The sequence below is a fragment of the Microvirga pakistanensis genome (genome assembly GCF_004458765.1).
GTDB lineage: Bacteria > Pseudomonadota > Alphaproteobacteria > Rhizobiales > Beijerinckiaceae > Microvirga > Microvirga pakistanensis.
In genome coordinates, this window is sequence record NZ_SPJX01000186.1 from 160,402 (window position 1) to 185,591 (window position 25,190).

Here is a 25,190-nt window from a genome sequence, read left to right on the forward strand (position 1 = left end):
CGAATTGTCCGCTCACCCGGGAACACCAGACATTCTGCGAAGTCGGCGAACTTCAAAACCTGACCCTAAGCGGCCGATGTCTGCCACAACACCTTCGTCTTTATCGGCGCCTGCGAGTCTCTGTTTGTAGGCGAGGGGCAGGCCCGCCAGCCATAATTCGAGGCGAGCGGATCGAAGCTGGTCAGGCGGCCATAACTCCCCCCAGATATGCTCCCAATACGATCAACGCCGGTCACTTCGATGCGCGTGTTGCAAGGCCCTTGGGTCATGACTAGGCTGAACAGGATCTTGGCATTCTCAGGCGCGAGCCGCACGCAGCCGTGAGAGGCCGGGAAGCCCAACCGGCGGATGGCCTGGCTCCCGTGGATGGCGTGCCCTGAATCGGTGAAGAAGATCGAGTGCGGCATGGGGGCATCGTCCCACTCCTTCGAATAGTGGTCCTTCACCAGACGGAATGGCGTGAAGGGCCCGGTGGGAGTGCTGTAGTCGGGCAAGGCCGTCGACACAGGCCAGGAATACCGCTCAGCGCCATCAACCGTCACGGTCATGCGCTGCGTTGTCTTGTCGACCGAAATGAGGACCTCGGCTCCCACGGCTGTGCTCGTTCCGGCGAGGGCCGCAATAAGCACAACCATCCACGAAGTTACTCTCCGCATGGTCCCCTCCGCTTGCTGCGCCCCCTCTCCGCCGAGGCGCTCTAAGGGGCTGACTAACGACAACGGCTAAGGTCCCATGCCCAACTGAGATTTGGAGCTCGGTCAATCGGGACGACCTAACAGCCATCCTGAGCGTTACTCCAGGTGAGCCAATCGCTTGCGGGCAGAATGGCAAGAGAGTGGTTCGATTGAAAGCTGATCGTCATGAAGCCAATGAACGAAAGCCACTTAGCAATCCTGCGGCGGCATATGGTCGAGATGATTGCCATCCACGCCGATCTGGCGAGCGACGAGATTGGCAGAGCCGTGTTGGACGAGCGCGTGCTGGCCGCGATGCGGAAGGTGCCGCGGCATCTGTTTGTCCCGGCCCCTCTTGCGCCTTATGCCTATCAGGACACGCCCCTGCCCATCGGCTTCGACAAGACGATTTCGCAGCCGTTCATCGTAGCGCTCATGACCGATCTTCTGTTTCCACAGCCCAGCGAGAAGGTGCTCGAGGTAGGGACTGGGCTGGGCTACCAAACGGCGGTCCTGGCGGAGCTTGCGGGTCAGGTCTGGAGTATCGAGATTGTCGAGGAGTTTGCCGGCGTTGCACGTGAACTCCTTCAACAGCTCGGTTATACCGATATCAAGATCCGCGAGGGAGACGGATCCCGCGGTTGGCGCGAGCACGCCCCTTTCGACAAGATCCTAGTGACGGCTGCGGCAGACAAGGTGCCTGCCGCTCTGCTTGACCAACTCAAGCAAAGTGGGCGCTTGGTGATGCCCATAGGTCCGGAAGAGATGCAGCGTCTTACAGTCATCGAGAAGGGGGCGGATGGTCAGACGCAAATTCGGGAACTCCTGCCCGTGCGGTTCAGCCGGCTTGAGACGGTCACCTGAAACGCTCTAGCCCGGCGACATGCCCTTGCATCAAAGGCAATGACGGTATCCTCCGGGTGCTGGATCCCCATGGCTACAAGCCAAATATCGTCTCGTAACCTGGAGCCGATACTGCGTGATGATCTGAAAAACCATGGGACCGCGGACGCTTGCAGGGGCAGTTTGCGTCAGCCCTGAATCGGAAACAGTAACCTCATGGCTTTCATCACGTTCATGCGATGTGAGATGCGGCGAACTGGTCTGTAGGGGTTAGTGGTCTATGCTGCCATTCAGTGACCCAGGCCCGGGCTTCGTCATGAGCTACCATCCTCTCATCCATCTTGATCGCCGCTCTTTGCTGATCAGGGCTGCTATCACTTCTGCCTCCGTTATCATCCCGCGGAGCTTGGTCGCGGCCGAGCTTGTTCCAACGCCGGGGCAGACGGAGGGCCCCTTCTACCCGGTTGAATTTCCTCCTGATATGGACAATGACCTAGTGCGCGTTACAGGTCAGGCCGCTCAGGCTCTGGGACAGGTGGTTCACGTGTCGGGGCGGGTGCTAGACACCCGAGGACAGCCGAAGTCCGGCAGTGTGGTCGAGATCTGGCAGTGTGACGCCAATGGCATCTATCGCCATCCTCGTGCGGCTGGGCAGGGGCGCATCGACCATGCTTTCCAAGGCTATGGCCGCACCCAAGTGGACGAACAGGGCGGATACCGGTTCCGTACGATCCGACCGGTGCCTTATCCCGGACGGACGCCCCACATCCACTTTGCCGTGCATGTGCCAGGGCAGGGACGTCTGGTTACCCAGATGTATATTGAGGGCGAACCCCTTAACGCACGGGATGGAGTTCTCAACCGCATCCGTGACCCTCAAGCCCGCCGCAGCGTGATCGTTCCCTTAGCTTCTGGGCAAGTCCCTGAGCCCGGCGCACTCCACGGGCGCTTCGATATTGTCGTGGCGGTTTAGATCTGCTGCTCTCGCCCTGGGCTGCACCCAGACAGTAGGCCGAGTATCTACTGAAGGAGGGAGCACCGCACGCTTCTGAAGGGCAGGGCATCTCCTGGTTTGGTCCACAGCGGGATGTCAACGGCATCAGCACTATGGCTGGTCAGCCAGCAATTCTTTGAACGCGAGAGTAATTTGGGCAGCCGAGACCAAGTATGGAGTCATCAGCAATTCAAGACAAATCGCAGTGACTGCGGCATCACCGATCACTCTTGATGCCGGCTCAAGAGGACGTCCTTGGCTTGGTTGACGCGAGCCGCGAGATAGGTCGAGCCACCTTGATCCGGATGGAGCTTCTTCATCAAGGATCGGTGCGCCTGTCTGATCTGATCGGGGGTGGCCCCTGGTTGGAGATCCAGGATCTGGTAGGCTTCCTCTCGGGTCATGACACCCGATTTGGGCTGAGCGTCTGCCTGCGACCGTTCCTCATTCTGAGTATCTTCACGCCAGTGAGAAAACCGACGGTCGAGGTAGGCCTCGAGAAGGCGGACGCCGTCCGGATCGCCGGCTTGGCACTCCGTCAGCAGATCCCGAAGGCAGGCCTCATCCAGTGACCCGAGTTGCTGCCCGGCGAAAGCACCGGCAAGCACGGAGCCCTCCATCTCGCCGGTGTCGTGATCAAGCGTCATCTCAATCAGTCGCGAGCGGACACGCGAAGTACTGCCGGAGGTCCGCTGCGGGCGTGTGCCAAGACCAGGGAAGGTAAAGCGGCTCCACCCGAGGAGCCAGGCTCCAAAACTTCCGATCAGCAGGGCCACGTCGATCCGCCCACGCACCGCAAGCAGACCCGCGATCCCAAAGGCCAGAACCCCGCTGACGACCTTGAGAAGCTTCGCAAGAGCGGCTGGATTCGCATGCGCGAAGTTGCTCAGGAAGAACCATAGGACCGTAACGGCCGCGATGCCATACAGCAGCATCACGGCTTTCGCTCATTGATGGCGGTGAGCAGGCCACGGGCCTGTGCGTTGCTGGCGGACAGCCGGGCAAGACCCTCGACACCACTGGTCGCATAGGCGGCTGCGGCTCGCAGGAGTTCGGATAGTGTGTGGGGGGCTCCCGCGTCGAACCGGGCATAGGCTCCGCCGCTCAGGCGGGCGATCTCCCGAAAGGCGCGAGCCGCATCAGGGTCATGCCCCTCGTGGAACATAAAGGCCTTGACCCCGAGGAGACCGAGCTCGCCTGCGACGGCACAGAGATCGTCGATCGGCTCCTCCATGGCGTCGCCAACGTAGACGAGCACTTTCACTGGGGTTTGGCTCGCCTCAGTGCGGACATGGCGGAGCACCCGCCCAATCTGGGTTTGACCACCCTGGCAGTTGATCTTCGTCATGAGGTCTGTGAGGGTCCGCGGATCAGCGACCCAGCGGGAGGCGCGGCACTCACCGAAACCTCGGAAGTAGACCAACTGCACTGAGAGGCCACCAGCTTGGCCGGCTGCGGCAAACATCTCGCCCTGGACCTGGCAGGCGAGATCCCAGGTGGGCTGCCGGCTCATGGTGGCGTCGAGAGCAAATACGAGCCGCGCCCGGGACCCATTACCTGCCAATGGTCCAAGACGCTTGGCCTCGGCTAAGAACAAGTCGACCATTGAGGCCGGACTGCGAGCAGTTGTGGGTGGTCGTGTGAGATCCTTTTTGTCAGCCATTGCATCTCCTTCTCCAAAGATGTGGGGCTTGAGGGAGCGTGTGTAAATCCAGACGCAAAGGCATAGCGCGGCAGCTCCAGGTTGCGAGACCTGCGACGAGGGGGAGAACATGCAGGACGAATGCTCGATGGAGGAGACTTTGAACGCGGTGCGGAACACCCTCACGGAGGCATCGGAACGTCACTTGTTGGCACGGGGCTGACCTTAGCCATGCTTCCGCACTGCTGGACTGAGCGGAACTTCGTTGCTGGATTGATGAACCTCAACAACTGATGGCAAGAGGGTGCCGCTCCATATTCGTGCTTGACTCACTCATAACCCCCCGGTTATCGGTTAGATCAATAACCGGGAGGTTATGAATTCCGATGCTATCGTCCCAGGATGTCCTTTTCAAAGCGCTCGCCGATCCGACGCGGCGAGCCATTTTCGAGCGGCTGTGCCGCAACGGAGACCAGACGGTGGCGGCCCTGACGGTCCACGCCGGTGTTTCGCAGCCGGCCGTCTCAAAGCATCTCGGCGTCCTGAAGCAGGCCGGGTTGGTTCGTGACCGCCACGAAGGTCGTCAGACGCACTACTGCGCACAGCCGCGAGCCTTGGCTCCGCTGATCAGTTGGACAAGCCAAATGGCCGGCTTCTGGCAAAGCCGGTTCGACGACCTTGAAGACCTGCTAAAAAGGATGGACCAATGAACGAAATGGTGACCGAAACGCGCTCCGTCGTTGTCGAGCGGGAGATCCCTCATCCGGCGGAGAAGATCTGGCGAGCGCTCACCCAGCCGCACCTGATCGCAGAGTGGCTTATGAAAAACGACTTTGCGCCTGCCGTGGGCCACCGCTTTAATCTTCGCGGAGACTGGGGCGGCGTGCTGGATTGCGAGGTCGTCGCCGTCGAGCCAAACAGCATGCTGTCCTACACTTGGAATTTCACGCACGACGATCCGGCCTTTGATCTGAGAAGCGTCGTGACCTTTACTTTGTCCCCAACGAGCACGGGGACGCTCCTACGCATGGAGCAGGTGGGCTTCCGGCCCGATCAGAAACAGGCCTACGGGGGCGCCAGGGCGGGCTGGCAGGGGTTCTTTGCAAACCTGGAGCAGGTGTTAACGCGCGTCGATTGAAGCCCAACACCGAGCGGATCACCGGATCCGCTCGGCTCATCTTCAGAGGAAGTCACAATGCATTGGAACACATGGGTTCGGCAGGGTCACCGCTGGCTGTCGCTTGCCTTTACGGTGACCGTCGTCGCAAATTTCGTCGCCATGGCGCTGGGGGAACCTCCCGCCTGGGTGGTCTATTCACCACTGCTCCCGCTCTTCCTGCTCCTGATCACCGGTCTCTACATGTTCGTTTTGCCATATGCCGCCAGGGGGCGCAGAAGGCGATATCCCGTCGGACAGGAGTGACCAAACGACTGCCACGTCGAATACACCATCGGATGAGCCACGGGCCAGGAGCAGCTTTCGCATAGATGAAGTTCACGTCGTGTGAAGGTCCGCCTCTGGCACGAGGCCGACCTTAGTCGTTCTGCCGCAGTGCTGGGATGAGCGGACCTTCGGGCCGACATCCGCTACTACCCAGTTTGACCCAGAGCCGACTCCATCTGTCTCGCGCACGGTGCGCCGCGGAGCATCGAAAGGTTGCGGTCAACCGGCCAAGCTCTCAATGCGAACTCGGGCCTTGTGACTTTCTCTGGTTTTGACTGGATCTCCGGGCCGAGACGGCGCACTCTAGAGTCACGCTGCCGTGGCACCGCGGCGGTCGAGTACGCATGGAGCAGATGGGTTCCGGATGGGGGTACACGCTCGCGCCACGGCTCCTCCGGCACTGGGGGATTGTGAGATGAAACGCAAGCTCTTCGCATTATTGATCCCGGGCCTGCTGATCCTGTCCTCGCCTGCGTCGGCACAGCAAGGCTTCTTCGTGAAGCCCCTTGCCGAGAAGAAGGTGACGGAGTTGCCGCCCGGCGATCTATTCTGGCACATCGATACCTTCGATTCCAAGGAGCAGGCGCAGGCGGCAGCCGGTTCCTCGGGCTTGGTAGCCGAGTACGACGGTGAGGTCTGGCTCTTCAGGCTGGGCCGCGCGGGTGAAGCCGCCACGGGCGGCACGAAGGTCGCCGAGATCGGGCCGATCCCCCGCATCACGGCCCAGGAGTATCTGCTGCGGGTCAACGAGGCCGGCGGTCCGAAGGGCAGCGCCTCGGCCGCGCACACGCACCCTGGCTCCGAGGCGTTCTACGTGCTCAGGGGAGAGCTGTCCCAGAAGACGCCCCACGGCGTGGCCCGCCTCACGGCTGGCCAGAGCATGGTAGGCCAGGGGACAGATACGCCAATGGTGGTTTCGAACAGCGGCTCCGAGGATCTGCGCCAGTTCGCGCTATTCGTGGTTGATGCCAACAAGCCGTTCTCGTCACCGGCACAGTTGCCCTGACCGGTCCTTGGATCGGGCCAACGGGAGAATCCTCGCAGCCCGCTTCCTTCGGGAAGTGCCCCTGTAGCCTGATCTTCGGACCTAACCGAACCGCTCAAAAGAGCAAGGGATTGTCAGAGCCAAACCCGAAGGCGAATTTGGCCCCCTGATCCGTTCTGCACCTGCCTAGTGCGGATTTTCGGGTTCCCATGTGAGAACGAACCTGGCCCGCCGTGCCTACGAAGGCTTTCTTCTCTATACTCGTCCTTGGAAACGGGCTGCGGGAGAACAGGGGGAACCCCTTGTCAACGGAGCATGTGGACCGGCGACTGATGGCGATACTAGCGGCTGATGTCGCTAGTTATAGCCGCCTTATGGGCACTGACGAGGAAGGCACGCTGGCGCGCCTGAAGGAGCTACAGCATGCCCTGATCGAACCCAGTATCGCCAATCACCGCGGGCGTGTCGTCAAGACCACCGGCGACGGGCTCCTGGTCGAGTTCGCAAGTGTCATTGAGGCCGTGCGCTGCGCCGTCGAGATCCAACGCGGCATGGCCGAGCGCAACGCTGCCGCTCCGTGCGGCAGTCGCATCGAATTTCGCATCGGTATCAATGTCGGTGACGTCATCATTGAGGGTGGAGACATCTTCGGGGATGGCGTCAACGTGGCTGCCCGCTTGGAAGGGCTTGCAGAGCCCGGCGGCATCTGCGTCTCAGGACGCGTGCAGGAGGATGTCGACGGCAAGATCGACGCCGCCTTCGTCGACATGGGCGAACACAAGCTCAAGAACATCGCGCGACCGGTGCGCGTCTTTCGCCTCCGCCTGAACAGCTCAAAGCCCAAAGCACACACAGGCCGACAAGGCGCAGTTTACTCGGCCCTGTTGCTCGTTCTCCTGCTCCTCCTCGGGGGGATATGGATGGGACTACGCTTCCAACCGAGCTTCTTTGGCACCCTCAGCCCTGGCGCTCGACCAGCACGAATGGCCGAACTTGGCGCGAAGCCCGTGCTCGCCGTTCTCCCATTCGTGAACCAGGGTGGCGATGCGGCACGAGGCTATTTTGCTGACGGGTTGACCCAGGATCTCATCAGCGCCCTGGGTCGCTTTTCCACCATGACCGTAATGTCCTGGAATGCCGTGGCCCCCTACAAGGCCAAGCCCATAGGCCCTTACGAAATCAGTCGCGCTCTCGGCGTTAGATACCAGGTTGAGGGAAGCGTCCATCAGACCAGCGACCGGGTGCGGGTAACGGCCCAGCTCGTTGACAGGGATGGCCGGGTGCTATGGTCTGCTCGCTTCGACGAGGCCATCGTCGACGTCTTCGCCTTGCAGGACAAAATCACCTCCCAGATCGCGGGCGCGCTCGCCATTGGGATGACCGAGATCGAACAGCGCCGCGTGCTGGCGAAGCCAACCGACAATCTCGAAGCTTATGACTACGTGCTGCGGGCCAGGCCCGCCTTGCAGCGCCCAACGCGATCAAACATCGCGGAGGCCCGTACGCTGCTCAGACGGGCTATCGAACTGGACCCCGACTATGCTGCCGCTTACGCAGCCTTGGCCGAGACCTATCTCATCGGCACAGCAATGGGATGGGCACAATCGCCGGTGGAATTCCTTAACCAGGCGGAAGGGCTGGCCAGCCGGGCATTAAGCCTTGACGCATCGGAGGTGCGCGCCCGCGTCGTCCTCGGCCGCATCCACATCTTCCATCAGCGATACGAGCAGGCTAAGGCGGAGATGGACCGGGCCCTTGCCACAAACCCGAACGATGCGGACGGGCTGGCCGGCCATGGCAACATCCTTATGTGGCTTGGGCAGACTGATGCGGCCATTGAGGCCCTGGAGCAGGCCCAGCGGATCAACCCCGAGCTCAATGCGCTTGATCGCAACGCCCTCGGCCTCGCTTACTATCTTAAGGAGCGGTACGACGCCGCCGTGACGCAGGCGCAGATTAATCTCCGTGAGGTGTTGGGCGCACACTTTAGCTACGCCCTGCTCGCAGCCGCCTATGCCCAACAGGGTCGATCTGAGGAGGCCGCAGGGGCCGCCGCCGCGCTCAAACGCCTTGACCCGATGTTCGATCCACAAGCGTTCGGCAGCAAACTCCAGAACCCCTCCGATCTCGAGCGGCTGCGCGATGGTCTCCGCAAGGCTGGGCTCTACACGCCGCCTTCGTCAGCTCAGCGCTGAAGGTTCTCGACCAGCATGCGGTTCTGGTTTGCCTTGGCGACGTTCTCAGCAAGGGATTGCTGGAACAGGCGCGGTCCGTCAGGCCCGCCGAAGATGTAGAGCTTGCCATCGCTGATCAGCCAAGCCTTCGGGTCGGCCTCAACGATCTGGCCCTTGGCGAGCGCCATGGCGCAAAAGTTGGCGAACTGCGGCGCATAGCGTACTGGGTCGGCCTTGAAGAGTTCCCTGTGCTCGGGGCGCGAGAAGCGGTAGCGGTGCTCATCCCACTCGAGTTCGATCTCCGGCAGTCCGGGGGTTGGTGTGCGGGTGGTGAAGTAGGCAACCGGATCATAGCCCCTGATCGCGAGGGGCAGCGTATCGGCCGCGAGGAACGTAGGCGCGAACAACCCAACTGCGACTACCAGAATAAGGCGGGTAGCCTCTCGTCGTGAGGGATTATGCATGGCATCGTTCCCTTAATCACTTGTATCAACCTCTGCCGTTCCCCAGTGGGGCTTCGCCGGACTATGCGGGCCGGGTAGCCCGGGACGGTAGCATGATTATACGCCCAAGTGAGCGATTAGCCTTGTTAAATTTCAGGGATCAGGTGGCTGGGGCTGCCCGCACCTTGGTCAGCTGTTGGCAGATTCTATTGAAAGACGCTCGGCCCCTGCTTTGTCGGCCTATTACCAGTGTCAGTGCGCCAGACGAGACCATCTATCCTGTATGCTGACCACGCGAGAACCGGCGTTGCAGAGTTTTTAACAGTATCGGCACGAGGCGGAAGTAAGCCGAATGTCAGCTCTCCCGGCCGTAAGCTAACGTTCCGGAAGGGCAGGACACTTCCGCGTTTGACCTGAGGCGCCGGGCCTGCCCGATCTAAATTCCACTGTATTCTTTCCGCCAGCACAAGTAGCTCTGCTCCGGGATGGCGGCATCCTTGCAGACGAGCGCGATGCTCTTGCCTTGCGCAAGGTGCACCTCGATCTAGCGCAGCTTGGCGATGATTTGCTCCGGGCTGAACCGCTTCTTCGGCATGAGTGTCTTCATTGTTTCAAGGCAATTCCCCAATCACACTGGTCCAATTCCACCCAGTCAGGTCAAGCAAATCTACCCAAACTAGACATTCCGGCGGCCGCTCGAGCAGAGCGAGGTGCCAAGTGAAGCGCAGGTCCTGTAGCGCCTTTGGTCAGTAGAACTTCACCAACTTTCCCTGAACGGTCGAGCTTCCACCTCGAAGCTCCAGGCGCTGCGGTCCTGTCGGGTGAGCTGGAAGGCGATCTCCGCCACGCCAGACGGCTTGATGAAGAAACTGTCAGGCTTGTCCGGCATTGCCCGCCGGGTTTGCGGCAGATCGACCATTCCATCCACGATGATCAACGCAACATGGATGCCTGACGGCCACAGCGAGCGCGCCATTGACTCGGCGAGGCTGCGCTGCGCGGCCTTGGCTGGGGCAAAGGCCGCCGATCGCGGTCCGCCACGCCGAGAGGCAGTGGCTCCAATGAACACAAGCGAGCCACGGCCCGCACCCTTCATGGCCGGGATCACCTCCTGCGCACAGAGCAGCGCCCCCCGTACGCGTTCACGCGCCAGGAGCCCTCGAACTGCTCGGGCGTGATGCTCTCGACGTCCGCGAATACGCCCGAGCCCCCGTTGTACAGAAGGACGTCAACGTGCCCGAGTTCAGCCCGTACCGCGGAGAAGGTCTGCGTCACGCGGTCGGGCGAGGTGACGTCGCATTCATACCCGTGGGCATCCTCGATCTCGCGTTCGAGAGGGTCGAGCGAATCCCGGCTTCGCGCCAGCATCGCAATGGCGTAGCCTGCTTCCGCAAAGCGCCGCACGAGCGCCGCACCATTGCCAGGACCAACGCCTGCGACTACCGCCACCTGTTGCTGCTCTCTCATCACGACCTCCTTACTCTGCTGCCGCGCCAACGTGCGGCTGGATGCTCCGGCATCCTGGCTCTCTTAGCGTTCAACCGACGTGACCAAGCTCGGGGTGGTGGAGGGCCGGCTGTGATTAGCTACGGCATCCCGACACGACAAAGTGCGCCAGGGAGAAAAAGAACCGGCCATCGGCGGCGAGACGCCGCTGTTCATCGGCCCAAGCGCGGACTGTCGGCTCGTCCACGAAGTCGTTTTGAACGGCATAGGCCTGCATCAGGTTCAGCAGCATCATGGCCAGCCCGTCGTTGCGAAGGACAGTGTCGAGAAACACCAAGGGCCTTATCGTCCCCACCTGATAACCCGCCTGTTGCATTATGTGAGGCAGCCTGGCGGGCACGGATCGGTCGGCGAGATGGTGGTCCCAAGCCTTCATCATCGTCGCCATGCGTTCGGGCTCGTCACTGTGCCAGACCCAGCTACCCCAGTGCATATCCCCAATCACCAAACGGCCGCCGGGGCGTAGCACCCGCCGGATCTCGATCAAAGCACCAGGAATATCGCTCACGTACTCGAACACCTGAAGCGACGCCGCCCGATCGACGCTTGCATCCTCGAGCGGCAACGAGTTTGCCGTGCCCTCGAGGATGCGCACGTTGGGTAAGTCCTCGCACTGGCATGCAGCCACCCGTCGCATGTCGAGACTTGGGTCAATGCCAATCACCTCGCCCGTATCGCCCACGGCCCGCGACAACTCAGCTGTAAGATACCCTGGCCCGCAGCCGATATCGAGGATGGTTTCTCCCGCCTGTGGCGCGAGGGCTTCCAGAGTGGCAAGGCGGCGCTTGACGACATCCGACCCACGATAGGCGGTCTCGAGCAAGCGGGTAGTCGCTGCATCGAACTGCAACATGACCACTGGTCCTGAGGCTGGCTTTCCTGTCATCAATGCCTTGGCAGAACACCACAGCCCATCGCATTGAGTATAACTGCTGTTGGCTGCATTCCGAAACTGACTGCATGATCTCCAATGCCAAGCTCTGCCGCTATGCCGAGACTGAAAGCGGCCGGTTCTGGCACGGGCTGGCTTGAGTCGAACTCCCGCAAAGACGGAACGAGCGGACCTTCATTCAGTCCGCCCAACGGTACCCTTTGACCCTGAGCTGACTCAGTTACTTTGGTGGGTGACCTCTAATCGCATGCGCGCGTGCACTGCAGGTGATGCGCCCGTCGGCGTCTGCGGCAAGGCGCGCGCGCACCCGGCTCTGGAGCGTCTCGACGTCTGCAGATGCCATTGTAGCGATTGTAGCCCCAATCGAAGGGGACTTCAGGTTGGTCATCCAGAAGTTGTCGAAATCCGCGAACGTCCGACGCACTGTTATCTCCCGCGTCTCCACGGCCTCGAGACCGGCACCTGTCCATAAGTCATGCAGCATCTCCATCTGAGATGCTTCCATCCGGGGTGGGCGCGGGGGCATAAGACCCATGGCGTGCATCTCAATAAGGATCGGATCGAGTGGAAATCCGCCACCCAACATGTCCCACATGTAGGTCGCGACTGTGCCGCCCGGGCTCACCACCCGAACCATTTCCTGGATGCCTTTGGCTGGTTCCGGAACGAAGACAAGAACCAACGCCATCACGGCTGCGTCGAACTGGTCAGCCGGGAAGGGAAGGGCCATGGCATCGCCCTGGCGAAACTCCGCCACGCGCAATGCGGGTCGTGTGCGCGCAAAAGCGAGCTGCTCTTCAGACGGATCAATCCCCTGGACCTCGGCTGGGGCGCACCGTCCGACCAGTAGCTCGGTGAAGGCTCCGGTGCCGCAGCCAATGTCGATCCATCGCAAACCCGATGGGGGCGCCAGCCAATCGAGGAAGACCTCGCCGGCGAGCCGGCTCCAGATCCCCATCATCTGCTCATAGGCGGCGCCGTCATCGAAGCGAATTGTCTGTTCGACCATGGATGACTTCCTGCCATAGCCCGTTAGTCGAGCCGCCCGAGAGCACCACTCGGCTCGTGTTTCCAGAAGCCGAAAGCCGCAGCGTGCCAAGGATGCGGCCGTGCCGCATATCCGCCAGTCTGGATGCGAGATCGTCTGCATAGGGTGCGAAGATCAGGGGGCCAAGATGTTGGTCATATAAGGCTGGGATGGATCCCCGGAAGGTCCGGTCAGCTTCCACGTCAATCACCTCCCGCACTTGGGTCAGCACGACGCCCTTACTTCCGGTATTTTCCGACTAAAAATGGAACCTGTCTAGGCTTACGGTTTGTGCATAAATCGCGAGTTTTGCACAAAGCTCTCGAACCAGACTGATCAGTCACTTACCTTGTGCGAAATAGGTGCTGTTCTGATGGCTCTGATTGCTTACGCCCGCGTCTCAACCGAAGGGCAGGCCCTCGAGGCCCAGGTCAACCAGCTGAAGGCCGTCGGCGCCGAAAAGATCTTCAGGGAGAAGCTAAGTGGCGCCCGGGCCGACCGTCCACAGCTCAAGAGGGCGATTGCTGCCCTTGAGCCCAACGATGTCCTCCTTGTCACCCGGCTCGACCGCCTGGCCCGCTCGACCCGCGACCTGCTCAACATTCTTGATGAGATTGCGTTGAAGGGTGCTGCCTTTCGGTCCCTGAATGATGCTTGGGCTGATACTACGACCCCACATGGGCGCCTGATGCTCACGGTGCTCGGCGGGCTGGCGGAGTTCGAGCGCGAGCTCATCCGAGCCCGGACAGGGGAGGGGCGTGAGCGGGCGAAAGCTCGGGGGTGAAGCTCGGACGCAGGCCGAGGCTGACTGCGCATCAGAGGCGCGAGGCCCTTGCCCGGCGAGAGGCTGGCGAGCCTTTGGTTGAGATTGCGCGCTCCTACAACGTTTCGCATTCAACCGTTTCGCGGCTTAGAAAAGCGTAGGAGCCTGTCACTTCCGCCAAATCTCCACGACTTGCGTATTGGTGATCTCTTCAGGTGTGCGTCGGGTCAGGCCGAGTGGAAGTTGCTTGCGCAGCTCCTCCAGTGTGGGAGCCCGCATATCGACATCAACCCGTACTGGGGCTCCTCCGCCGTTCAGCATGCGACGCAGTCGAAACCCTGTTCTGGCTTGCTCAGATCGTGCTCGATGAACCAGGTCCCAACGGGCGGGATCTCAGGTGGGCTCTCGGGCTCCTGGCCCGTAAAGGTTTGATCTCAGCAGCTTGCAGCGCGCGAAATCCAACCGTCACCATACCATTCGGTTTTCTGACGGTACGATACGATGAGGCGCCCCTCCATACCGCCTGCGAAATCCCAATAGTCCCAGAAGTGCTCGCCGTCGTACCAGTAGCCCTCACCACGAATGCGGAGGGGCTTGCCCGCTTTTACTCGATCCCAATTCCTGGCGGTCAGGGTAATCGAGTGAACCTCATAGCCCCATTCGACCGCGCTACTCGCGCTCCTTTGTCATGTTCCAACCTCGCGCGAGGAGCAGATTTTTGATCCGCGCAGGGAATCCTGTCGTGACAATGGCTTCCTGTGTCACCTTCCAAGCTGACCCAAGATCCCATCTTTCAAGTTTTGCCACTCAGGCAGTTGGTCGCTGACATTCACTGTAGTTCCGATGACAGCTTCCAGTCTGTCAGCCGACCTCTACAAGGCTACGCTCAATGGCTGGAGGTGACCCGAACCGGACCTACGCGAGAGGAAGCCATCCAGCCGTACGCACGGTTAGAAGCATGGCGAAAGCTTGAACCTGTCCCGAGACGAGGGCCGGTGGTGTGATTGATCCGGATTGAAATGACAACGGCCGCTCCATGGAGTGCCCACCCCAGCCGGGGTGGGCACCAAATGGTCAGAACTTCAGGACTTCGCCGTCGGCGGGAATTCGCACACGATCCTGCATGCCGTTCTGCTCAACGTATTCCCGCAGGTCCTTGCGGCTTAACGCCATGTGGTTGATCGCATCCATGTGGACGGCCAGGATGGTGGCGTTCGGCGCAGCCTTGTACGCGCGGAGGACATCGTCCTTGCTCATGATGATCGATCCGGCAAAGCCCAGCATGCGGGCCTCGCCGGCGTTCAGGAGGATCACGTCAGGCTTGAACCTGGCCAGGCTCTGATCGACTTCGTTGCGCCAGATGGTGTCTCCGGCGAGGTAGACGGTCGGCGAGTTGGGCGCCTGGAAGACGACACCCATGGCCGCGCCCAGACCTTCCGCCAACTGCCTGTTGGCGTACATCTCGTCCGTGCCGTGCTGTCCGCCTGTCTTCGTCAGACGCATGCCTTCGAATTCCGTGTTCTCGCCCATGACGCGAACATCCGTGAAGCCCTGCGCGCGAATGATCTTGGCATCGGCGTCGTTCTGCACGAACAAGGGAGTGCCCCTGGGCAACTGCTGATGCTTGTCACCGTCCCAATGGTCGAGGTGGGTGTGGGTCACGATCACCGCATCCACGCCCTTCACGACGTCCTCGACCGGAATCGGAAGCTCGACCGTCGGGTTGCGCAGGTGGCTGCGGAAAGTCCCCTCGAAGCCCGGATACGTGTCCTTCTTCGCCAGGAATGGATCGACCAGGAAGGTCTTGCCTGCGTAGTCGATCTTGGTCGTGGCGTTGCGAATGTGCTGCATCTGCACGGATGCCGTGTCGGGTGTCGAGGTGGCCTGGGGAGCTGCCTGTGCCGGCAGGGCCGCCATTCCGAGGGCGAGGGAAAGCGCGATGGCGCAGAGGGGCGTAGAGGTCTGCATGTTGCTGCTCCAGATACAAGATTGATGGCAAGCAGCACTACGGATAGGTCATGGCATAGAACAGTGGCCTGCATGACAATCAGCGATAGTTTTGGGCCAAAGGACCGGCGCCTTGCGAGGTCTCGCTCTGGCAGAATGGCGCCGCAACTTCCGCCGCCCAGTCTTGACGCGTTGACCCGAATGACGACCACCGTTAGATATGGGCCACCCCTTCTTCCCTTGTGAGCGTCATGTCTCCTATACGCGTCGCTGTGCTCGCCTTTGACGGCGTGAGCCTGTTCCATTTGACGGTGCCCGGGCTCGTGTTCGGCGCGAACTCCGGCCCGTCCGGCGATCCGTCCTACGAGGTCCGGTACTGCACCATGATTCCGGGCATGGTCAGCACCGACGCGGGCCTTGAAATCCGGGTGCCGGACGGGCTCGATGCTCTGGCGAATGCCGACGTGATCATCGCGCCGGCGTGGAGCGACCCCGAGTTGCGGGCGCCGGAGGCTTTGACCGAAGCCCTCCGAGAGGCCCATTCGCGTGGCAAACTCATCGTCGGGCTGTGCCTCGGGGCCTTCGTGCTGGGCGACGCCGGTCTACTGGATGGCCGGCAGGCGACCACCCATTGGATGGCGCGCGAGGCCTTCGCGCGCCGCTTCCCCACAGCGAACTTCCGCCCGGATGTGCTCTATGTCGAGGACGAAAACATCGTCACATCGGCCGGGACCGTCGCTGCAATCGATTGCTGCCTGAACCTGGTCAGGGAGCGCCAGGGAGCCGATGTGGCCAATCGCACAGCGAGAATGCTGGTCACGCCACCGCACAGGCAGGGCGGGCAGGCGCAATACATCGAGAAGCCCGTTCCCCAGTTCCCGTGCGAAAGCAGGCTGCCCGGCGTGCTGGAGTGGGCGATGGAGCACCTGTCGGAACCCTTGACCGTGGATACCTTGGCGGACGTCGCCCACATGAGCCGCCGCACGTTCACGAGGCGCTTCCGGGAGACCACGGGCACGACCCTGACCAAGTGGCTGAATGCTCAACGGGTTACCAGAGCGCAGCAGTTGCTTGAGACCACTGATTTGCCTGTCGAGCACATCGTCCATGAAGTCGGCTTCGGCACCCCGTTGTCGATGCGGCAGCAGTTCGCCGCTCAACTAGGGACATCCCCCTCCGACTACAGGCGCACGTTCTGCAACACCTGACGCGCGAGCCTGTAAGCTGGGTGTGCCATTGGTTCGCTGCACCGCAAGGTGCGGTGTTCGGAAGGGTTGGTATGGTGTTGTGCGCGCCACACGCTCTCTGAAGATGCCACCCATGACGGAGAGTTCCGGCTTCGCACAAGTCTTCCGTGGAGTTCCACCTGCGAAACCGGAATGTTGTCCCCTGGCGCGTCCCGGAAGTATGCCAAATATCCACTTATGCGGGGAGCGCCAGACATTTCGAAGAGCCGGCGAACTTCATCACCTGACCTTGCGCGAGCATTCCGTTGGATTGCCTGTCATCTCATATATCTGCTCACGATTGAGCACGCGCGCCGGCCAGAAATCTCACGAATGAAGTCTGACTTGAGTTCCCAGAGAGGTTGGGGATCTTCGCACGAAGCTCACGGACCACGATCCCCACGAGCACCTGTTCTTCTGGATCCAAATATCGGTCTGGATGTTGCGGACACCCTTGATGAGTCCGAGATGCTCGATCTGGAAGCGTGAATAGAAGTCGGAGTCAGCCGCGATGATCTTCAACAGGAAGTCACTACTGCGGGCCATGAGGTGACACTCGGCCGGACAAATCGGGCGGAGCAGTCGGTCAAATAGAACCTCAGCTCCATGACTCCAAGTGAGAAGACATGTTTCGTCAAAAATTGTACGCCTTCGGCAAAATAAAGGGCTGAGTTTTCTCGTAAAACGTCTGGAGATGTTTCCAGATAGAGGTCCTCTCAGTGAGTGAAGTCGTTCTTTTCAAACGCTCAGAAACCGCATTCGAACCCTATGGCGAACCCGCCAATCAGGCCTCGATAGCCAAGCTCATCGGTGAAAATCTGAGTGAGACTATGGGAGGTGGTCTCGCCACCTTCAATGGCGATCCAATTACTTGGACAGTTCGCTATGACGAAGCCATCGTGGCAATTGCTGGGGAATTCCGGCTCGGCGTTGGTGATCGAACTTACGTGATGGGGCCGGGGGACGTGATCTGGATCCCACGTGGAACGGAAGTCCGCTACGAGGGCACAGAAGCACTCGTATTTTATGCCTTGTATCCCGTCAGCTGGCGAACCGCTGGATCGGGTGCGTAGCTGAAAACGCATACTCCTACATAACGACGTGGTCACAATCATACGACGCTAGCGAGTCTGCTTAGATATGTTCAAGCACCTATTCGAACCGATCACAATTAAAGGTACAACAATCCGTAATCGCATCATGTCGACCGGACATGATACCGGGTTGCCAACCGATGGTGTCGTCAACGAAGCACTCGTGGCCTACCAGGAGGCTCGTGCTGCAGGTGGCGTTGGGCTAATCGTGCTTCAGGTCTCTGGCGTCCATGAGACGGCACGGTACACGACCCACCTGCTTATGGCGACGGAGGACCATTGTATCGACGGATACCGACAAGTCGCTGAGGCAGTTCATCGACATGGTGCAACGGTTTTCGCCCAGCTCTTTCACCCGGGAAGAGAGATCCTCGAGGCTCCGGAAGGAATGGCTCCTGTCGCGTACGCGCCATCCGCATCGCCTAACGAACGATTCCATGTGATGCCAAGGCCCCTGAATCACAGAATGATACGTGAGGTCGTCAGTGGCTTTGGTGATGCGGCTCGCCGTATGTGGCTGGCAGGCATTGATGGCGTTGAGATTGTAGCAAGCCATGGCTATCTTCCATCACAGTTTCTCAACCCCCGAGTCAACCGCCGTGAGGACGAGTATGGCGGATCTCTCGAGAACCGCTTGAGGTTCCTCCGAGAAGTCATGCAGGACATCCGCTCGAAGACCTCAGAAGACTTCATTATGGGATTGAGGATATCGGGAAACGAGATGGATCCCGAGGGCTTATCGGAGGACGAATCCCTTGAGGCTATTGAGGCTCTCGCCGGCGGCCTCGACTATGTCAATGTGATTGCTGGCAACTCCTCCAGCACCGGTGGAGCGATCCACATCGTCCCGCCCATGACCGTGAAGAATGCCTACATGGCACCCTTCGCGGCAAAGGTCCGCAAGCGCATCCGGATTCCCGTTTTCGTTGCCGGACGCATCAATCAGCCTCAGGAGGCTGAGGCTGTTCTGTCCAACGGGCAGGCGGACGTATGCGGCATGACACGAGCTCTGATCTCGGATCCGGAGATGCCGAACAAGGCTATGCAAGGTCGCGTCGATGATATTCGTGCCTGCATCGGGTGCAACCAAGCGTGTATTGGACACTTCCAGATGGGGCTGCCGATCTCATGCATACAGAACCCCCAGTCTGGTCGAGAAATTGTTTTCAAGAACCTGAAGCCCGCGTCGCGTTCGAAGCGTGTCATGGTTGTCGGAGGCGGCCCGGCAGGGATGAAAGCCGCGGTAACGGCTGCCGCTCGTGGCCACGACGTGACCCTGTTTGAAGCCCAAGAGCGCCTTGGTGGCCAAGCTCTCCTCGCGCAGCTTCTCCCCGGACGAGCGGAGTTCGGAGGGCTGGTCACTAATCTTTTGCGAGAGTTGGAACTGTCTCAGGTTCAGGTCCGCAAGGGTGTTCGAGTGGACAGACAGCTCATTGAGCAGCTTGATCCAGATGCCGTAATCGTAGCGACTGGCGCGCGGCCATTTGAACCGGACATGGTTCGAGATGGAGAAATCCAAGTGGTCAACGCGTGGCAAGTCTTGCAGGGTGATGTCGCAGTCGGTTCCTCAGTGCTCGTGACCGATTGGCGTAGCGATTGGATCGGCATCGGTGTTGCCGAACAACTCGCGCGCAAAGGATGCTCTGTTCGCCTTGCTGTGAATGGGAGAATGGCCGGAGAAACGATCCCCTCGTATGTTCGCGATCACTCGATTGCTGCACTCCATCGGCTCGGTGTTCCAATCATACCATATGCACGTCTCTACGGATGTGATACGGACACTGTTTACCTACAGCATACCGCGAGTGGCGAGCCGATGGTGATCGAAGGTGTCGATACGCTGGTCCTGTGCCATGGACACGCACCGGATATGACGTTGTCAGAGGCTTTGGACGCCTCTTCCATCCATGCCTACTTTATCGGCGATTGTTTAGCGCCGAGAACGGCTGAGGAGGCGATTTATGAAGCCGTGAAGGTGGCATCGACCTTATGATGATTGCTTGAGGCCGGTCGAAAAGCAGTGCTCTCTAGTGCGTCTCAAGCGCGAATGGTCGCGCGCGAGATTGCCGATACCCGACTCGATATGAACGGGCGGATTTGCCGTACCGCTGCTTGAAGGCACGAGAGAACACCGCAGGGGCCGAGAAGCCGGTCGCTGCAGCAATAGCGACCATAGGCATGTCGGTGTGAAGAACGAGGTCGCGTGCCTTGGAAAGCCGAAAGGATAAGGAATACTCCATGATCGAAGTTCCCAGCTCCTTCACTGCGAGCTTCTGCAGATAGCGCTGTGACGTCCCTGCTATCTCCGCCAGCTCGGCGAGTGACAACGGCGTTTCAGGATTGGCCTCAATAGCTGCGAGACATTTAGCAAGGCGCCGGTCTGCCGTCGTGGGCAGCAAGCCATGCGACAGCTTTTGAGGAGTATTCGCTGGACGGGGAGACGAGTAGACGAGATCCTGACCGGTTGCCGTCGCGATGTTGGCGCCGTACAGGTGATGAATTAAGTGCAGCATCATCTCAATGACGGCACATCGTCCAGCACACGTCATTCGATTGCGATCAAAGGCATAGAGGTCCTCTGTCACTTTCAGTGTGCCAGGATACTCAAGCAAGCGCGCCGTCACCTCCCAATGCGCAGCAACGCGACAGTTCTCCAAAAGTCCGGCCTCGGCCAGAACAATCACTCCCCAGTCTATGCCGCCGATGATGGCACCGGAGCGAGCAAGTTTACGCAGCCAGCTCTTGTAAGGAGGTACGGCATCGACTGGTGGCGGATGCGCGCCAAGCACAATCGCAACATCGGGGCTGCGGGCCTCATTGAGCGTCGTCTGCGGGAGGACGACACCCCCATCCGTCAGAGGAACCGCATCAGATTTCGATGCGATAATGCTTATTTCGAAAAGGAGCCGCCCACTTACTACGTTCGCATAACGGAGAACCTCCATGCAAAGCACAAGGTCCAATCGGGAGCTATTCGGCAGGACTATCAGGTGAACAATCTTCGGTTCAGCTGCGCGCTTGCCAACACTGTGAGCGTCTGACTGACCAGTTTGCGTCGTGGCCAAGGTGTCAGCTCCTGTATCCCTTGAATGACGGACGAAGTTGAATCCTATTGAGATATTCAGGTGCGTTCAATGCAAATTATAGTTCGTATTAGATAAAGTTCGTCCCTCGATTGCGGCTTAGGCTTGGAGTCAAAATAGAACTGTGAAGGGAGGGCGCTCAATGCGCACTTACAGGAACGAACAACGCCCACCTAGCATGGAAACCACGGCAGCGTATCTCTCAGGGCAAAGGGAAACACTCTGCTGGAGGTCTCACCATGCTTTCTAACGCAAGCGGCGAACATTCTTACGCGATCTCCGGACCTGGTGCTGGGCGAGCCCATAGTCTCGTATTCACTTCGTTATCAAAAACATACGGGGGCCTAAGAGCAGTAGATGACATTTCATTACGCATCCCCGGGGGCGAGTTCCTAACCTTGCTGGGTCCATCCGGATCCGGCAAGACGACCCTGCTGATGATGATCGCGGGTTTCGTGCAGCCGACAGGGGGCGAAATCTATGTTGACGACAGGCGCATCACCGATCTTCCGCCTGAGCATCGCAACTTTGGTATGGTTTTCCAGGGCTATGCCTTGTTTCCTCATATGACGGTTGCCGAGAACGTTACCTATCCACTCCGTGTTCGCGGGATCTCTCGAGCTGAAGCCGAGACGAAAGTGAGGTCAGCGCTCGCCTTGGTCCGACTTGGCGGATTTGAGGACCGCTACCCACGACAGCTCTCGGGTGGGCAGCAACAGCGTGTTGCGATCGCCCGAGCACTCGTATTCAATCCTGATATTCTTTTGTTTGATGAACCCTTAGGGGCGTTGGACCGGCAGCTTCGGGCCGAGGTTCAAGTAGAACTCAAGGCTCTGCACCGACGGCTCGGGACGACTTTCATTTACGTGACCCACGATCAGGAGGAGGCCCTGTCAATGTCCGACAGGGTTGTCATCTTCAACCGTGGCAGGATCGTTCAGGCAGGAGGCCCTGGGGAACTTTACGAGAGACCCAAGACCCGGTTCGTCGCCGAATTCCTCGGAACCAGCAACTGCATTAAAGGTCAGTTGGTTGAAAAGGCTCCTGACAGTTGCCGGATCCAGATTGGCCAAAGACAGATCGTTCATGCTGGTCGTCCGTCAGCAAGCACCGGAGAAATTCTGTTGGCGATCCGTCCAGAAAACCTTGCCTTATCGCCGACGGAGCCGGTGGGCTCACCTAATCGGGTTCAAGGCAAAGTTCTTCAGGCAGCCTATCACGGGCCGACATCTCAGGTCCTTGTTGAAACAGAGATCGGCCCGGTCACGGTTATGTGCCTGGCTCAACGAACACTAGCTGAGTTAGCTCCAGAGAAACCAGTATGGATAAGCTGGTCGCCGGAAGCATCCGTTCTGCTCAGCGAGTGACCGGAACTCATAAAAATCCATGGAGGAAACAATGGTGAAGCAGCGTTTTCATGAAGATTTGGCTCTTCTGGCGGTTGAGCGGTTCGAGCGCGGTGAGCTCGATCGCCGGACTTTGCTCAAGGCGCTCGGTGCCCTGGCCCTTGGCCCCGCGGTGTTGGCGTCGTCCGAGGTCTCGGCTCAGACCAAAGAGATCGTGATGGTCAATTACGGCGGCGACGCGGTTCGTGCCTGGGACGAGGCCTGGGCTCAGCCGTTCGCCGCCGACGCAAAAATTAAGGTTTCCGTCATTGGAGGTGAGCCGACTGCAGGGGCCATCAAGGCGATGGTCGAGAGTGGCAAGATTGTTTGGGATGCCGCCGACGCCGAGGCTTTTGAGCTGGCGATCCTCGGCCGTGATAACCTGATCCAGAAGTATGATTATACGAAGGTCGACCGCAACAAGGTGCGCCCGGAATTCGTGTTTGATCATGGCTGCGCCAGCTATCTCTATTCGGTCGTGAACGGCTATAACGCAGAAAAGACCGGAGGCCGCATACCCAATGGCTACAAGGACTTCCTCAACTTCAAGGATTTTCCTGGCAAGCGAGCCATGCACAAGTGGCTCGTCGGTGCGCTCGAGGCCGTACTGCTGGGATCCGGCGTCGAACCCGACAAACTCTATCCGCTTGACGTCAAGAAGGCTTTTGCGGTGCTCAAAGACCACAAGGATCAATTCCTGCTGTGGGGCGGAGGTGCTGCTAGCCAGCAGCTATTCCGTGACGGCGAAGTGGTAATGGGCAACATCTGGCACACGCGGGCGTCGGTCCTCGATAGGGAGAGTAAGGGCAAGCTCACATGGACATGGGACAACGGCATCGTGGCTCCTGGGGTGCTAAAGGTTCCGGTGAAGAACCCAGCCGGGCCGGCGGTGTTTGACCTCATTGCGTCAATTCAGAAGCCCGAGCGTCAGATTGCTCTTCTCAAGATCCTTGGAAACAGTCCTGCTAATCCGGCTGCAAGCGCCATGTTGCCGCCCGACCTCCAGAAGGTGGATTGCGGTTATGAGCCAAATTACAAGCGGCAGATCCCGATTAATACGACATGGTATGCGGAAAACTATGATCGCGTGCAGGACGATTTTCTGGACCTGATGGCGAGCTGAACGTGAATACAATCGCAGCTAAACAGTATCAGCAGAAAACGCATCCTAGGATGCGTTTTCCTACCTCCGCATGGCTTCTGGTCCTGCCGCTCATACTGGTTCTCGGCGTCCTTTACGCCGGGCCGATTGCGAGCGTGCTCTGGCTAAGCGTGACCGATCCATCGCCAGGCCTCGGAAACTACGAACGCCTGCTCACGTCCGATGCATTGCAGCGAGTCCTATGGTCAACTTTTCGGATCTCAGCGCTTACCACTCTGTTCGCAACTCTCCTTGGCTACCTAATCGCGTACACGATGCTCCACGCGTCAGCCCGCCACCGCCACTGGATTATGGCGTTTGTGCTCGTACCGTTCTGGGTATCTGTTCTGGTCCGTGCCTTCGCATGGCTTACGCTATTGCGCACTGAAGGCGTTTTAAACACAGCATTAGTTTCGTCCGGGATCATCACCACACCTCTTGATCTTGTCCGTAACGAGATCGGTGTGTTGATCGGCATGGTTCATTATATGATACCGTACGCAGTTCTTCCCCTGTACGCGAACATGCAGGGAATTGATCGACGCATTCTGAATGCATCCCGCTCCCTCGGCGCTTCTCCTTGGACGACATTCATTCGTGTGTTCCTGCCGCTCTCTGCACCCGGTGTTGCGGCAGCTGCCCTGCTGGTCTTCGTGCTCGCGCTCGGCTTTCTGGTTACCCCCGCAATCCTTGGCGGCGGACGGGTAGTAATGATTGCCGAATATGTTCGGGTCCAGATCATGCAAACTGTGCGCTGGGGCGTCGGTACGATGATGGCTTCGGTTTTGTTGATCACAGTCGTGTTCCTGCTTGCAGCCATGTCGCGCGTTGTCGATATTCGCAAACTTTTTGGTGCCAAATGAATACGATTGCTTCCCGTTTTCAGTGGCCAGTGCTTGTTACTATGACTTGGGCGGTGCTCGTGTTTCTCGTGCTGCCTACGTTGGTGTCGGTCCCAGTCTCGTTGACGCCAAACGACTACTTGTCACTACCGACCGACTCCTTGTCGCTGCGCCATTATGAAACGCTTTTTACCGACTCAATTTGGCAGAGCTCCGTCCTCCAGAGCCTGTTCATCGGTGTGATTGTGACGGCTGTCTCTGTGGTACTGGGAACGCTCGCGGCGATTGGCCTTTGGCGCATATCGTCTGGGCTTGGTGAAGGAGTACGTCTCCTCATTCTTGCGCCAATGATTGTGCCACCTATCGTTTCGGCGCTGGCCTTTTATAAACTGTTCTCCAAGATGGGAATCCTTGATACGTTCCTCGGCGTCATTCTTGCTCACACGGTCTTAGCTGCGCCTTACGTGGTCGTTGCCGTCTCCGCGTCGCTTGCCACTCTCGATCTTCGGCAAGAACAGGCTTCTCGTTCGCTCGGGGCCAGCCCTGCCCAGACTATTAGGTGGGTGATCGTGCCGCAGATCTCGCCTGGCGTTGTCACAGGAGCCGTGTTCGCATTCCTCGTCTCGTGGGACGAAGTGGTCGTAACGCTCTTTGTTGCTGCCCGAGCGGTTTACACGCTTCCGCGAAAAATGTGGGATGGGATCAACGAACGTGTCGATCCTACCATTGCTGCGGCTGCAACGACTTTGTTTCTCATAACGTTGCTGCTGATCGGCTTGCAGGCCTTGCGCGCAGCCAAGGCCACTCAATCCCCGCAGAGTACCGCATCATGAGATTGTCAGCGTTATGCCGGACGGCCTAGGTCTAGGCGGTAACCAGGATCGGCGAATCTAGCGGTCACAGTCGGGTGGTGTAATTATTTGAGCACCAGTTGAAAAGATGTGCCCGCAAGAAACCTAGTGTGGATAGGAACAACGAATGAAGCTTCTGGTGTGTGTGAAGCGGGTTGTCGATTACAACGTGAAGATCCGCGTGAAGGCGGACGGGTCCGGGGTGGAGCTTTCCAACGTCAAGATGTCCATGAA

General features: G+C 59.4%; 27 protein-coding genes and 1 pseudogene. 17 read left to right on the plus strand and 11 right to left on the minus strand.

Going from position 1 to position 25,190, the window contains the following annotated elements:
* Positions 1-65 precede the first annotated feature (65 nt).
* Complete coding sequence (locus tag E4K09_RS11660; RefSeq protein ID WP_244610453.1) at positions 66-635, minus strand: L,D-transpeptidase; 570 nt, start codon at positions 633-635, stop codon at positions 66-68.
* A 225-nt stretch (positions 636-860) separates the two neighbouring features.
* Here E4K09_RS11660 and E4K09_RS11665 point away from each other — a divergent pair, with 225 nt between their 5' ends.
* Positions 861-1,538, plus strand: coding sequence for a protein-L-isoaspartate(D-aspartate) O-methyltransferase (locus E4K09_RS11665; protein WP_134497119.1), 678 nt, complete (start codon positions 861-863; stop codon positions 1,536-1,538).
* Between the two features lie 295 nt (positions 1,539-1,833).
* Positions 1,834-2,490: a dioxygenase family protein gene (locus E4K09_RS11670; RefSeq protein WP_134497121.1), complete on the plus strand. Its 657-nt coding sequence runs from the start codon at positions 1,834-1,836 to the stop codon at positions 2,488-2,490.
* 245 nt (positions 2,491-2,735) lie between these two features.
* Here the strand turns inward: E4K09_RS11670 and E4K09_RS11675 are convergent, their stop codons facing one another.
* Together E4K09_RS11675 and E4K09_RS11680 are read right to left on the minus strand one after the other, a co-directional pair.
* On the minus strand, positions 2,736-3,446 hold the full coding sequence (locus tag E4K09_RS11675; protein WP_193557277.1) for a DnaJ domain-containing protein: 711 nt from the start codon (positions 3,444-3,446) through the stop codon (positions 2,736-2,738).
* Complete coding sequence (locus E4K09_RS11680; protein ID WP_134497125.1) at positions 3,446-4,174, minus strand: vWA domain-containing protein; 729 nt, start codon at positions 4,172-4,174, stop codon at positions 3,446-3,448. The genes E4K09_RS11675 and E4K09_RS11680 overlap by 1 nt, the downstream gene beginning before the upstream one ends.
* Before the next feature lie 365 nt (positions 4,175-4,539).
* Between E4K09_RS11680 and E4K09_RS11685 the strand changes: the two genes are divergently transcribed.
* From E4K09_RS11685 to E4K09_RS11705, 5 genes are all read left to right on the plus strand, one after another.
* Entirely contained in the window at positions 4,540-4,863 is a 324-nt protein-coding gene (locus tag E4K09_RS11685; RefSeq protein ID WP_134497127.1) for an ArsR/SmtB family transcription factor, read from the plus strand.
* Complete coding sequence (locus tag E4K09_RS11690; RefSeq protein WP_134497129.1) at positions 4,860-5,291, plus strand: SRPBCC family protein; 432 nt, start codon at positions 4,860-4,862, stop codon at positions 5,289-5,291. The genes E4K09_RS11685 and E4K09_RS11690 overlap by 4 nt, the downstream gene beginning before the upstream one ends.
* Before the next feature lie 57 nt (positions 5,292-5,348).
* Positions 5,349-5,576, plus strand: a complete 228-nt coding sequence (locus E4K09_RS11695; protein WP_134497130.1) for a hypothetical protein — start codon at positions 5,349-5,351, stop codon at positions 5,574-5,576.
* Positions 5,577-6,012: 436 nt separating this feature from the next.
* On the plus strand, positions 6,013-6,603 hold the full coding sequence (locus tag E4K09_RS11700) for a cupin domain-containing protein (protein WP_134497132.1): 591 nt from the start codon (positions 6,013-6,015) through the stop codon (positions 6,601-6,603).
* Positions 6,604-6,956: 353 nt separating this feature from the next.
* The gene (locus E4K09_RS11705) at positions 6,957-8,777 is read left to right on the plus strand and encodes an adenylate/guanylate cyclase domain-containing protein (RefSeq protein WP_244610454.1); all 1,821 of its coding nucleotides are present in this window, start codon (positions 6,957-6,959) and stop codon (positions 8,775-8,777) included.
* On the opposite strand, the gene E4K09_RS11710 is transcribed toward E4K09_RS11705, so the two are convergent.
* The 5 genes from E4K09_RS11710 to E4K09_RS11725 form a co-directional block, all read right to left on the minus strand.
* Complete coding sequence (locus E4K09_RS11710; protein WP_134497136.1) at positions 8,768-9,220, minus strand: YHS domain-containing (seleno)protein; 453 nt, start codon at positions 9,218-9,220, stop codon at positions 8,768-8,770. The genes E4K09_RS11705 and E4K09_RS11710 overlap by 10 nt on opposite strands.
* A gap of 736 nt (positions 9,221-9,956) precedes the next feature.
* On the minus strand, positions 9,957-10,295 hold the full coding sequence (locus E4K09_RS29760) for an SDR family oxidoreductase (protein ID WP_244610455.1): 339 nt from the start codon (positions 10,293-10,295) through the stop codon (positions 9,957-9,959).
* Positions 10,296-10,303: 8 nt separating this feature from the next.
* Positions 10,304-10,666, minus strand: coding sequence for an SDR family NAD(P)-dependent oxidoreductase (locus E4K09_RS29765; protein WP_204985716.1), 363 nt, complete (start codon positions 10,664-10,666; stop codon positions 10,304-10,306).
* Between the two features lie 115 nt (positions 10,667-10,781).
* The gene (locus tag E4K09_RS11720; RefSeq protein WP_134497138.1) at positions 10,782-11,558 is read right to left on the minus strand and encodes a methyltransferase domain-containing protein; all 777 of its coding nucleotides are present in this window, start codon (positions 11,556-11,558) and stop codon (positions 10,782-10,784) included.
* A gap of 259 nt (positions 11,559-11,817) precedes the next feature.
* Positions 11,818-12,606 carry a class I SAM-dependent methyltransferase gene (locus tag E4K09_RS11725; protein ID WP_134497140.1) on the minus strand — a complete coding sequence of 263 codons (789 nt, stop codon included), beginning with the start codon at positions 12,604-12,606 and terminating at the stop codon, positions 11,818-11,820.
* Positions 12,607-12,997: 391 nt separating this feature from the next.
* Here E4K09_RS11725 and E4K09_RS11735 point away from each other — a divergent pair, with 391 nt between their 5' ends.
* Together E4K09_RS11735 and E4K09_RS30155 are read left to right on the plus strand one after the other, a co-directional pair.
* Positions 12,998-13,408, plus strand: coding sequence for a recombinase family protein (locus E4K09_RS11735; RefSeq protein ID WP_244610456.1), 411 nt, complete (start codon positions 12,998-13,000; stop codon positions 13,406-13,408).
* Positions 13,405-13,548, plus strand: a complete 144-nt coding sequence (locus tag E4K09_RS30155) for a helix-turn-helix domain-containing protein (protein WP_244610457.1) — start codon at positions 13,405-13,407, stop codon at positions 13,546-13,548. The genes E4K09_RS11735 and E4K09_RS30155 overlap by 4 nt, the downstream gene beginning before the upstream one ends.
* 913 nt (positions 13,549-14,461) lie before the next feature.
* On the opposite strand, the gene E4K09_RS11740 is transcribed toward E4K09_RS30155, so the two are convergent.
* Entirely contained in the window at positions 14,462-15,355 is an 894-nt protein-coding gene (locus E4K09_RS11740) for an MBL fold metallo-hydrolase (RefSeq protein WP_134497142.1), read from the minus strand.
* Positions 15,356-15,585: 230 nt separating this feature from the next.
* Here E4K09_RS11740 and E4K09_RS11745 point away from each other — a divergent pair, with 230 nt between their 5' ends.
* Positions 15,586-16,542, plus strand: a complete 957-nt coding sequence (locus E4K09_RS11745; protein ID WP_134497144.1) for a GlxA family transcriptional regulator — start codon at positions 15,586-15,588, stop codon at positions 16,540-16,542.
* A 345-nt stretch (positions 16,543-16,887) separates the two neighbouring features.
* Here E4K09_RS11745 and E4K09_RS31030 read toward each other — a convergent pair whose 3' ends face one another.
* On the minus strand, positions 16,888-17,106 hold the full coding sequence (locus E4K09_RS31030) for a hypothetical protein (RefSeq protein ID WP_134497146.1): 219 nt from the start codon (positions 17,104-17,106) through the stop codon (positions 16,888-16,890).
* 173 nt (positions 17,107-17,279) lie between these two features.
* On the opposite strand from E4K09_RS31030, the gene E4K09_RS11755 reads away from it, so the two are divergent.
* Complete coding sequence (locus E4K09_RS11755) at positions 17,280-17,633, plus strand: cupin domain-containing protein (RefSeq protein WP_134497149.1); 354 nt, start codon at positions 17,280-17,282, stop codon at positions 17,631-17,633.
* A 67-nt stretch (positions 17,634-17,700) separates the two neighbouring features.
* A complete protein-coding gene (locus E4K09_RS11760) occupies positions 17,701-19,647 on the plus strand; it encodes an oxidoreductase (protein WP_134497151.1) in 1,947 nt (648 codons plus the stop codon).
* A 34-nt stretch (positions 19,648-19,681) separates the two neighbouring features.
* Here E4K09_RS11760 and E4K09_RS11765 read toward each other — a convergent pair whose 3' ends face one another.
* Positions 19,682-20,719: a GlxA family transcriptional regulator gene (locus tag E4K09_RS11765; protein ID WP_134497153.1), complete on the minus strand. Its 1,038-nt coding sequence runs from the start codon at positions 20,717-20,719 to the stop codon at positions 19,682-19,684.
* Between the two features lie 257 nt (positions 20,720-20,976).
* On the opposite strand from E4K09_RS11765, the gene E4K09_RS11770 reads away from it, so the two are divergent.
* From E4K09_RS11770 to E4K09_RS11790, 5 genes and pseudogenes are all read left to right on the plus strand, one after another.
* Positions 20,977-22,104, plus strand: coding sequence for an ABC transporter ATP-binding protein (locus tag E4K09_RS11770; protein ID WP_134497155.1), 1,128 nt, complete (start codon positions 20,977-20,979; stop codon positions 22,102-22,104).
* A gap of 31 nt (positions 22,105-22,135) precedes the next feature.
* Complete coding sequence (locus E4K09_RS11775) at positions 22,136-23,245, plus strand: extracellular solute-binding protein (protein ID WP_166802270.1); 1,110 nt, start codon at positions 22,136-22,138, stop codon at positions 23,243-23,245.
* Positions 23,246-23,247: 2 nt separating this feature from the next.
* On the plus strand, positions 23,248-24,126 hold the full coding sequence (locus E4K09_RS11780; protein WP_244610458.1) for an ABC transporter permease: 879 nt from the start codon (positions 23,248-23,250) through the stop codon (positions 24,124-24,126).
* A gap of 59 nt (positions 24,127-24,185) precedes the next feature.
* Entirely contained in the window at positions 24,186-24,938 is a 753-nt protein-coding gene (locus tag E4K09_RS11785) for an ABC transporter permease (RefSeq protein WP_204985717.1), read from the plus strand.
* A 145-nt stretch (positions 24,939-25,083) separates the two neighbouring features.
* A pseudogene (locus tag E4K09_RS11790) lies at positions 25,084-25,190 on the plus strand (electron transfer flavoprotein subunit beta/FixA family protein); the annotation flags it as partial.

Excerpts from the sequence above, each read along its gene's own strand:
- E4K09_RS11660 (WP_244610453.1), bottom strand. The coding sequence starts at position 635 with ATGGTTGTGCTTATTGCGGCCCTCGCCGGAACGAGCACAGCCGTGGGA.
- E4K09_RS11665 (WP_134497119.1), top strand. The coding sequence starts at position 861 with ATGAAGCCAATGAACGAAAGCCACTTAGCAATCCTGCGGCGGCATATG.
- E4K09_RS11670 (WP_134497121.1), top strand. The coding sequence starts at position 1,834 with ATGAGCTACCATCCTCTCATCCATCTTGATCGCCGCTCTTTGCTGATC.
- E4K09_RS11675 (WP_193557277.1), bottom strand. The coding sequence starts at position 3,446 with ATGCTGCTGTATGGCATCGCGGCCGTTACGGTCCTATGGTTCTTCCTG.
- E4K09_RS11680 (WP_134497125.1), bottom strand. The coding sequence starts at position 4,174 with ATGGCTGACAAAAAGGATCTCACACGACCACCCACAACTGCTCGCAGT.
- E4K09_RS11685 (WP_134497127.1), top strand. The coding sequence starts at position 4,540 with ATGCTATCGTCCCAGGATGTCCTTTTCAAAGCGCTCGCCGATCCGACG.
- E4K09_RS11690 (WP_134497129.1), top strand. The coding sequence starts at position 4,860 with ATGAACGAAATGGTGACCGAAACGCGCTCCGTCGTTGTCGAGCGGGAG.
- E4K09_RS11695 (WP_134497130.1), top strand. The coding sequence starts at position 5,349 with ATGCATTGGAACACATGGGTTCGGCAGGGTCACCGCTGGCTGTCGCTT.
- E4K09_RS11700 (WP_134497132.1), top strand. The coding sequence starts at position 6,013 with ATGAAACGCAAGCTCTTCGCATTATTGATCCCGGGCCTGCTGATCCTG.
- E4K09_RS11705 (WP_244610454.1), top strand. The coding sequence starts at position 6,957 with ATGGGCACTGACGAGGAAGGCACGCTGGCGCGCCTGAAGGAGCTACAG.
- E4K09_RS11710 (WP_134497136.1), bottom strand. The coding sequence starts at position 9,220 with ATGCATAATCCCTCACGACGAGAGGCTACCCGCCTTATTCTGGTAGTC.
- E4K09_RS29760 (WP_244610455.1), bottom strand. The coding sequence starts at position 10,295 with ATGAAGGGTGCGGGCCGTGGCTCGCTTGTGTTCATTGGAGCCACTGCC.
- E4K09_RS29765 (WP_204985716.1), bottom strand. The coding sequence starts at position 10,666 with ATGAGAGAGCAGCAACAGGTGGCGGTAGTCGCAGGCGTTGGTCCTGGC.
- E4K09_RS11720 (WP_134497138.1), bottom strand. The coding sequence starts at position 11,558 with ATGTTGCAGTTCGATGCAGCGACTACCCGCTTGCTCGAGACCGCCTAT.
- E4K09_RS11725 (WP_134497140.1), bottom strand. The coding sequence starts at position 12,606 with ATGGTCGAACAGACAATTCGCTTCGATGACGGCGCCGCCTATGAGCAG.
- E4K09_RS11735 (WP_244610456.1), top strand. The coding sequence starts at position 12,998 with ATGGCTCTGATTGCTTACGCCCGCGTCTCAACCGAAGGGCAGGCCCTC.
- E4K09_RS11740 (WP_134497142.1), bottom strand. The coding sequence starts at position 15,355 with ATGCAGACCTCTACGCCCCTCTGCGCCATCGCGCTTTCCCTCGCCCTC.
- E4K09_RS11745 (WP_134497144.1), top strand. The coding sequence starts at position 15,586 with ATGTCTCCTATACGCGTCGCTGTGCTCGCCTTTGACGGCGTGAGCCTG.
- E4K09_RS31030 (WP_134497146.1), bottom strand. The coding sequence starts at position 17,106 with ATGGCCCGCAGTAGTGACTTCCTGTTGAAGATCATCGCGGCTGACTCC.
- E4K09_RS11760 (WP_134497151.1), top strand. The coding sequence starts at position 17,701 with ATGTTCAAGCACCTATTCGAACCGATCACAATTAAAGGTACAACAATC.
- E4K09_RS11770 (WP_134497155.1), top strand. The coding sequence starts at position 20,977 with ATGCTTTCTAACGCAAGCGGCGAACATTCTTACGCGATCTCCGGACCT.
- E4K09_RS11775 (WP_166802270.1), top strand. The coding sequence starts at position 22,136 with ATGGTGAAGCAGCGTTTTCATGAAGATTTGGCTCTTCTGGCGGTTGAG.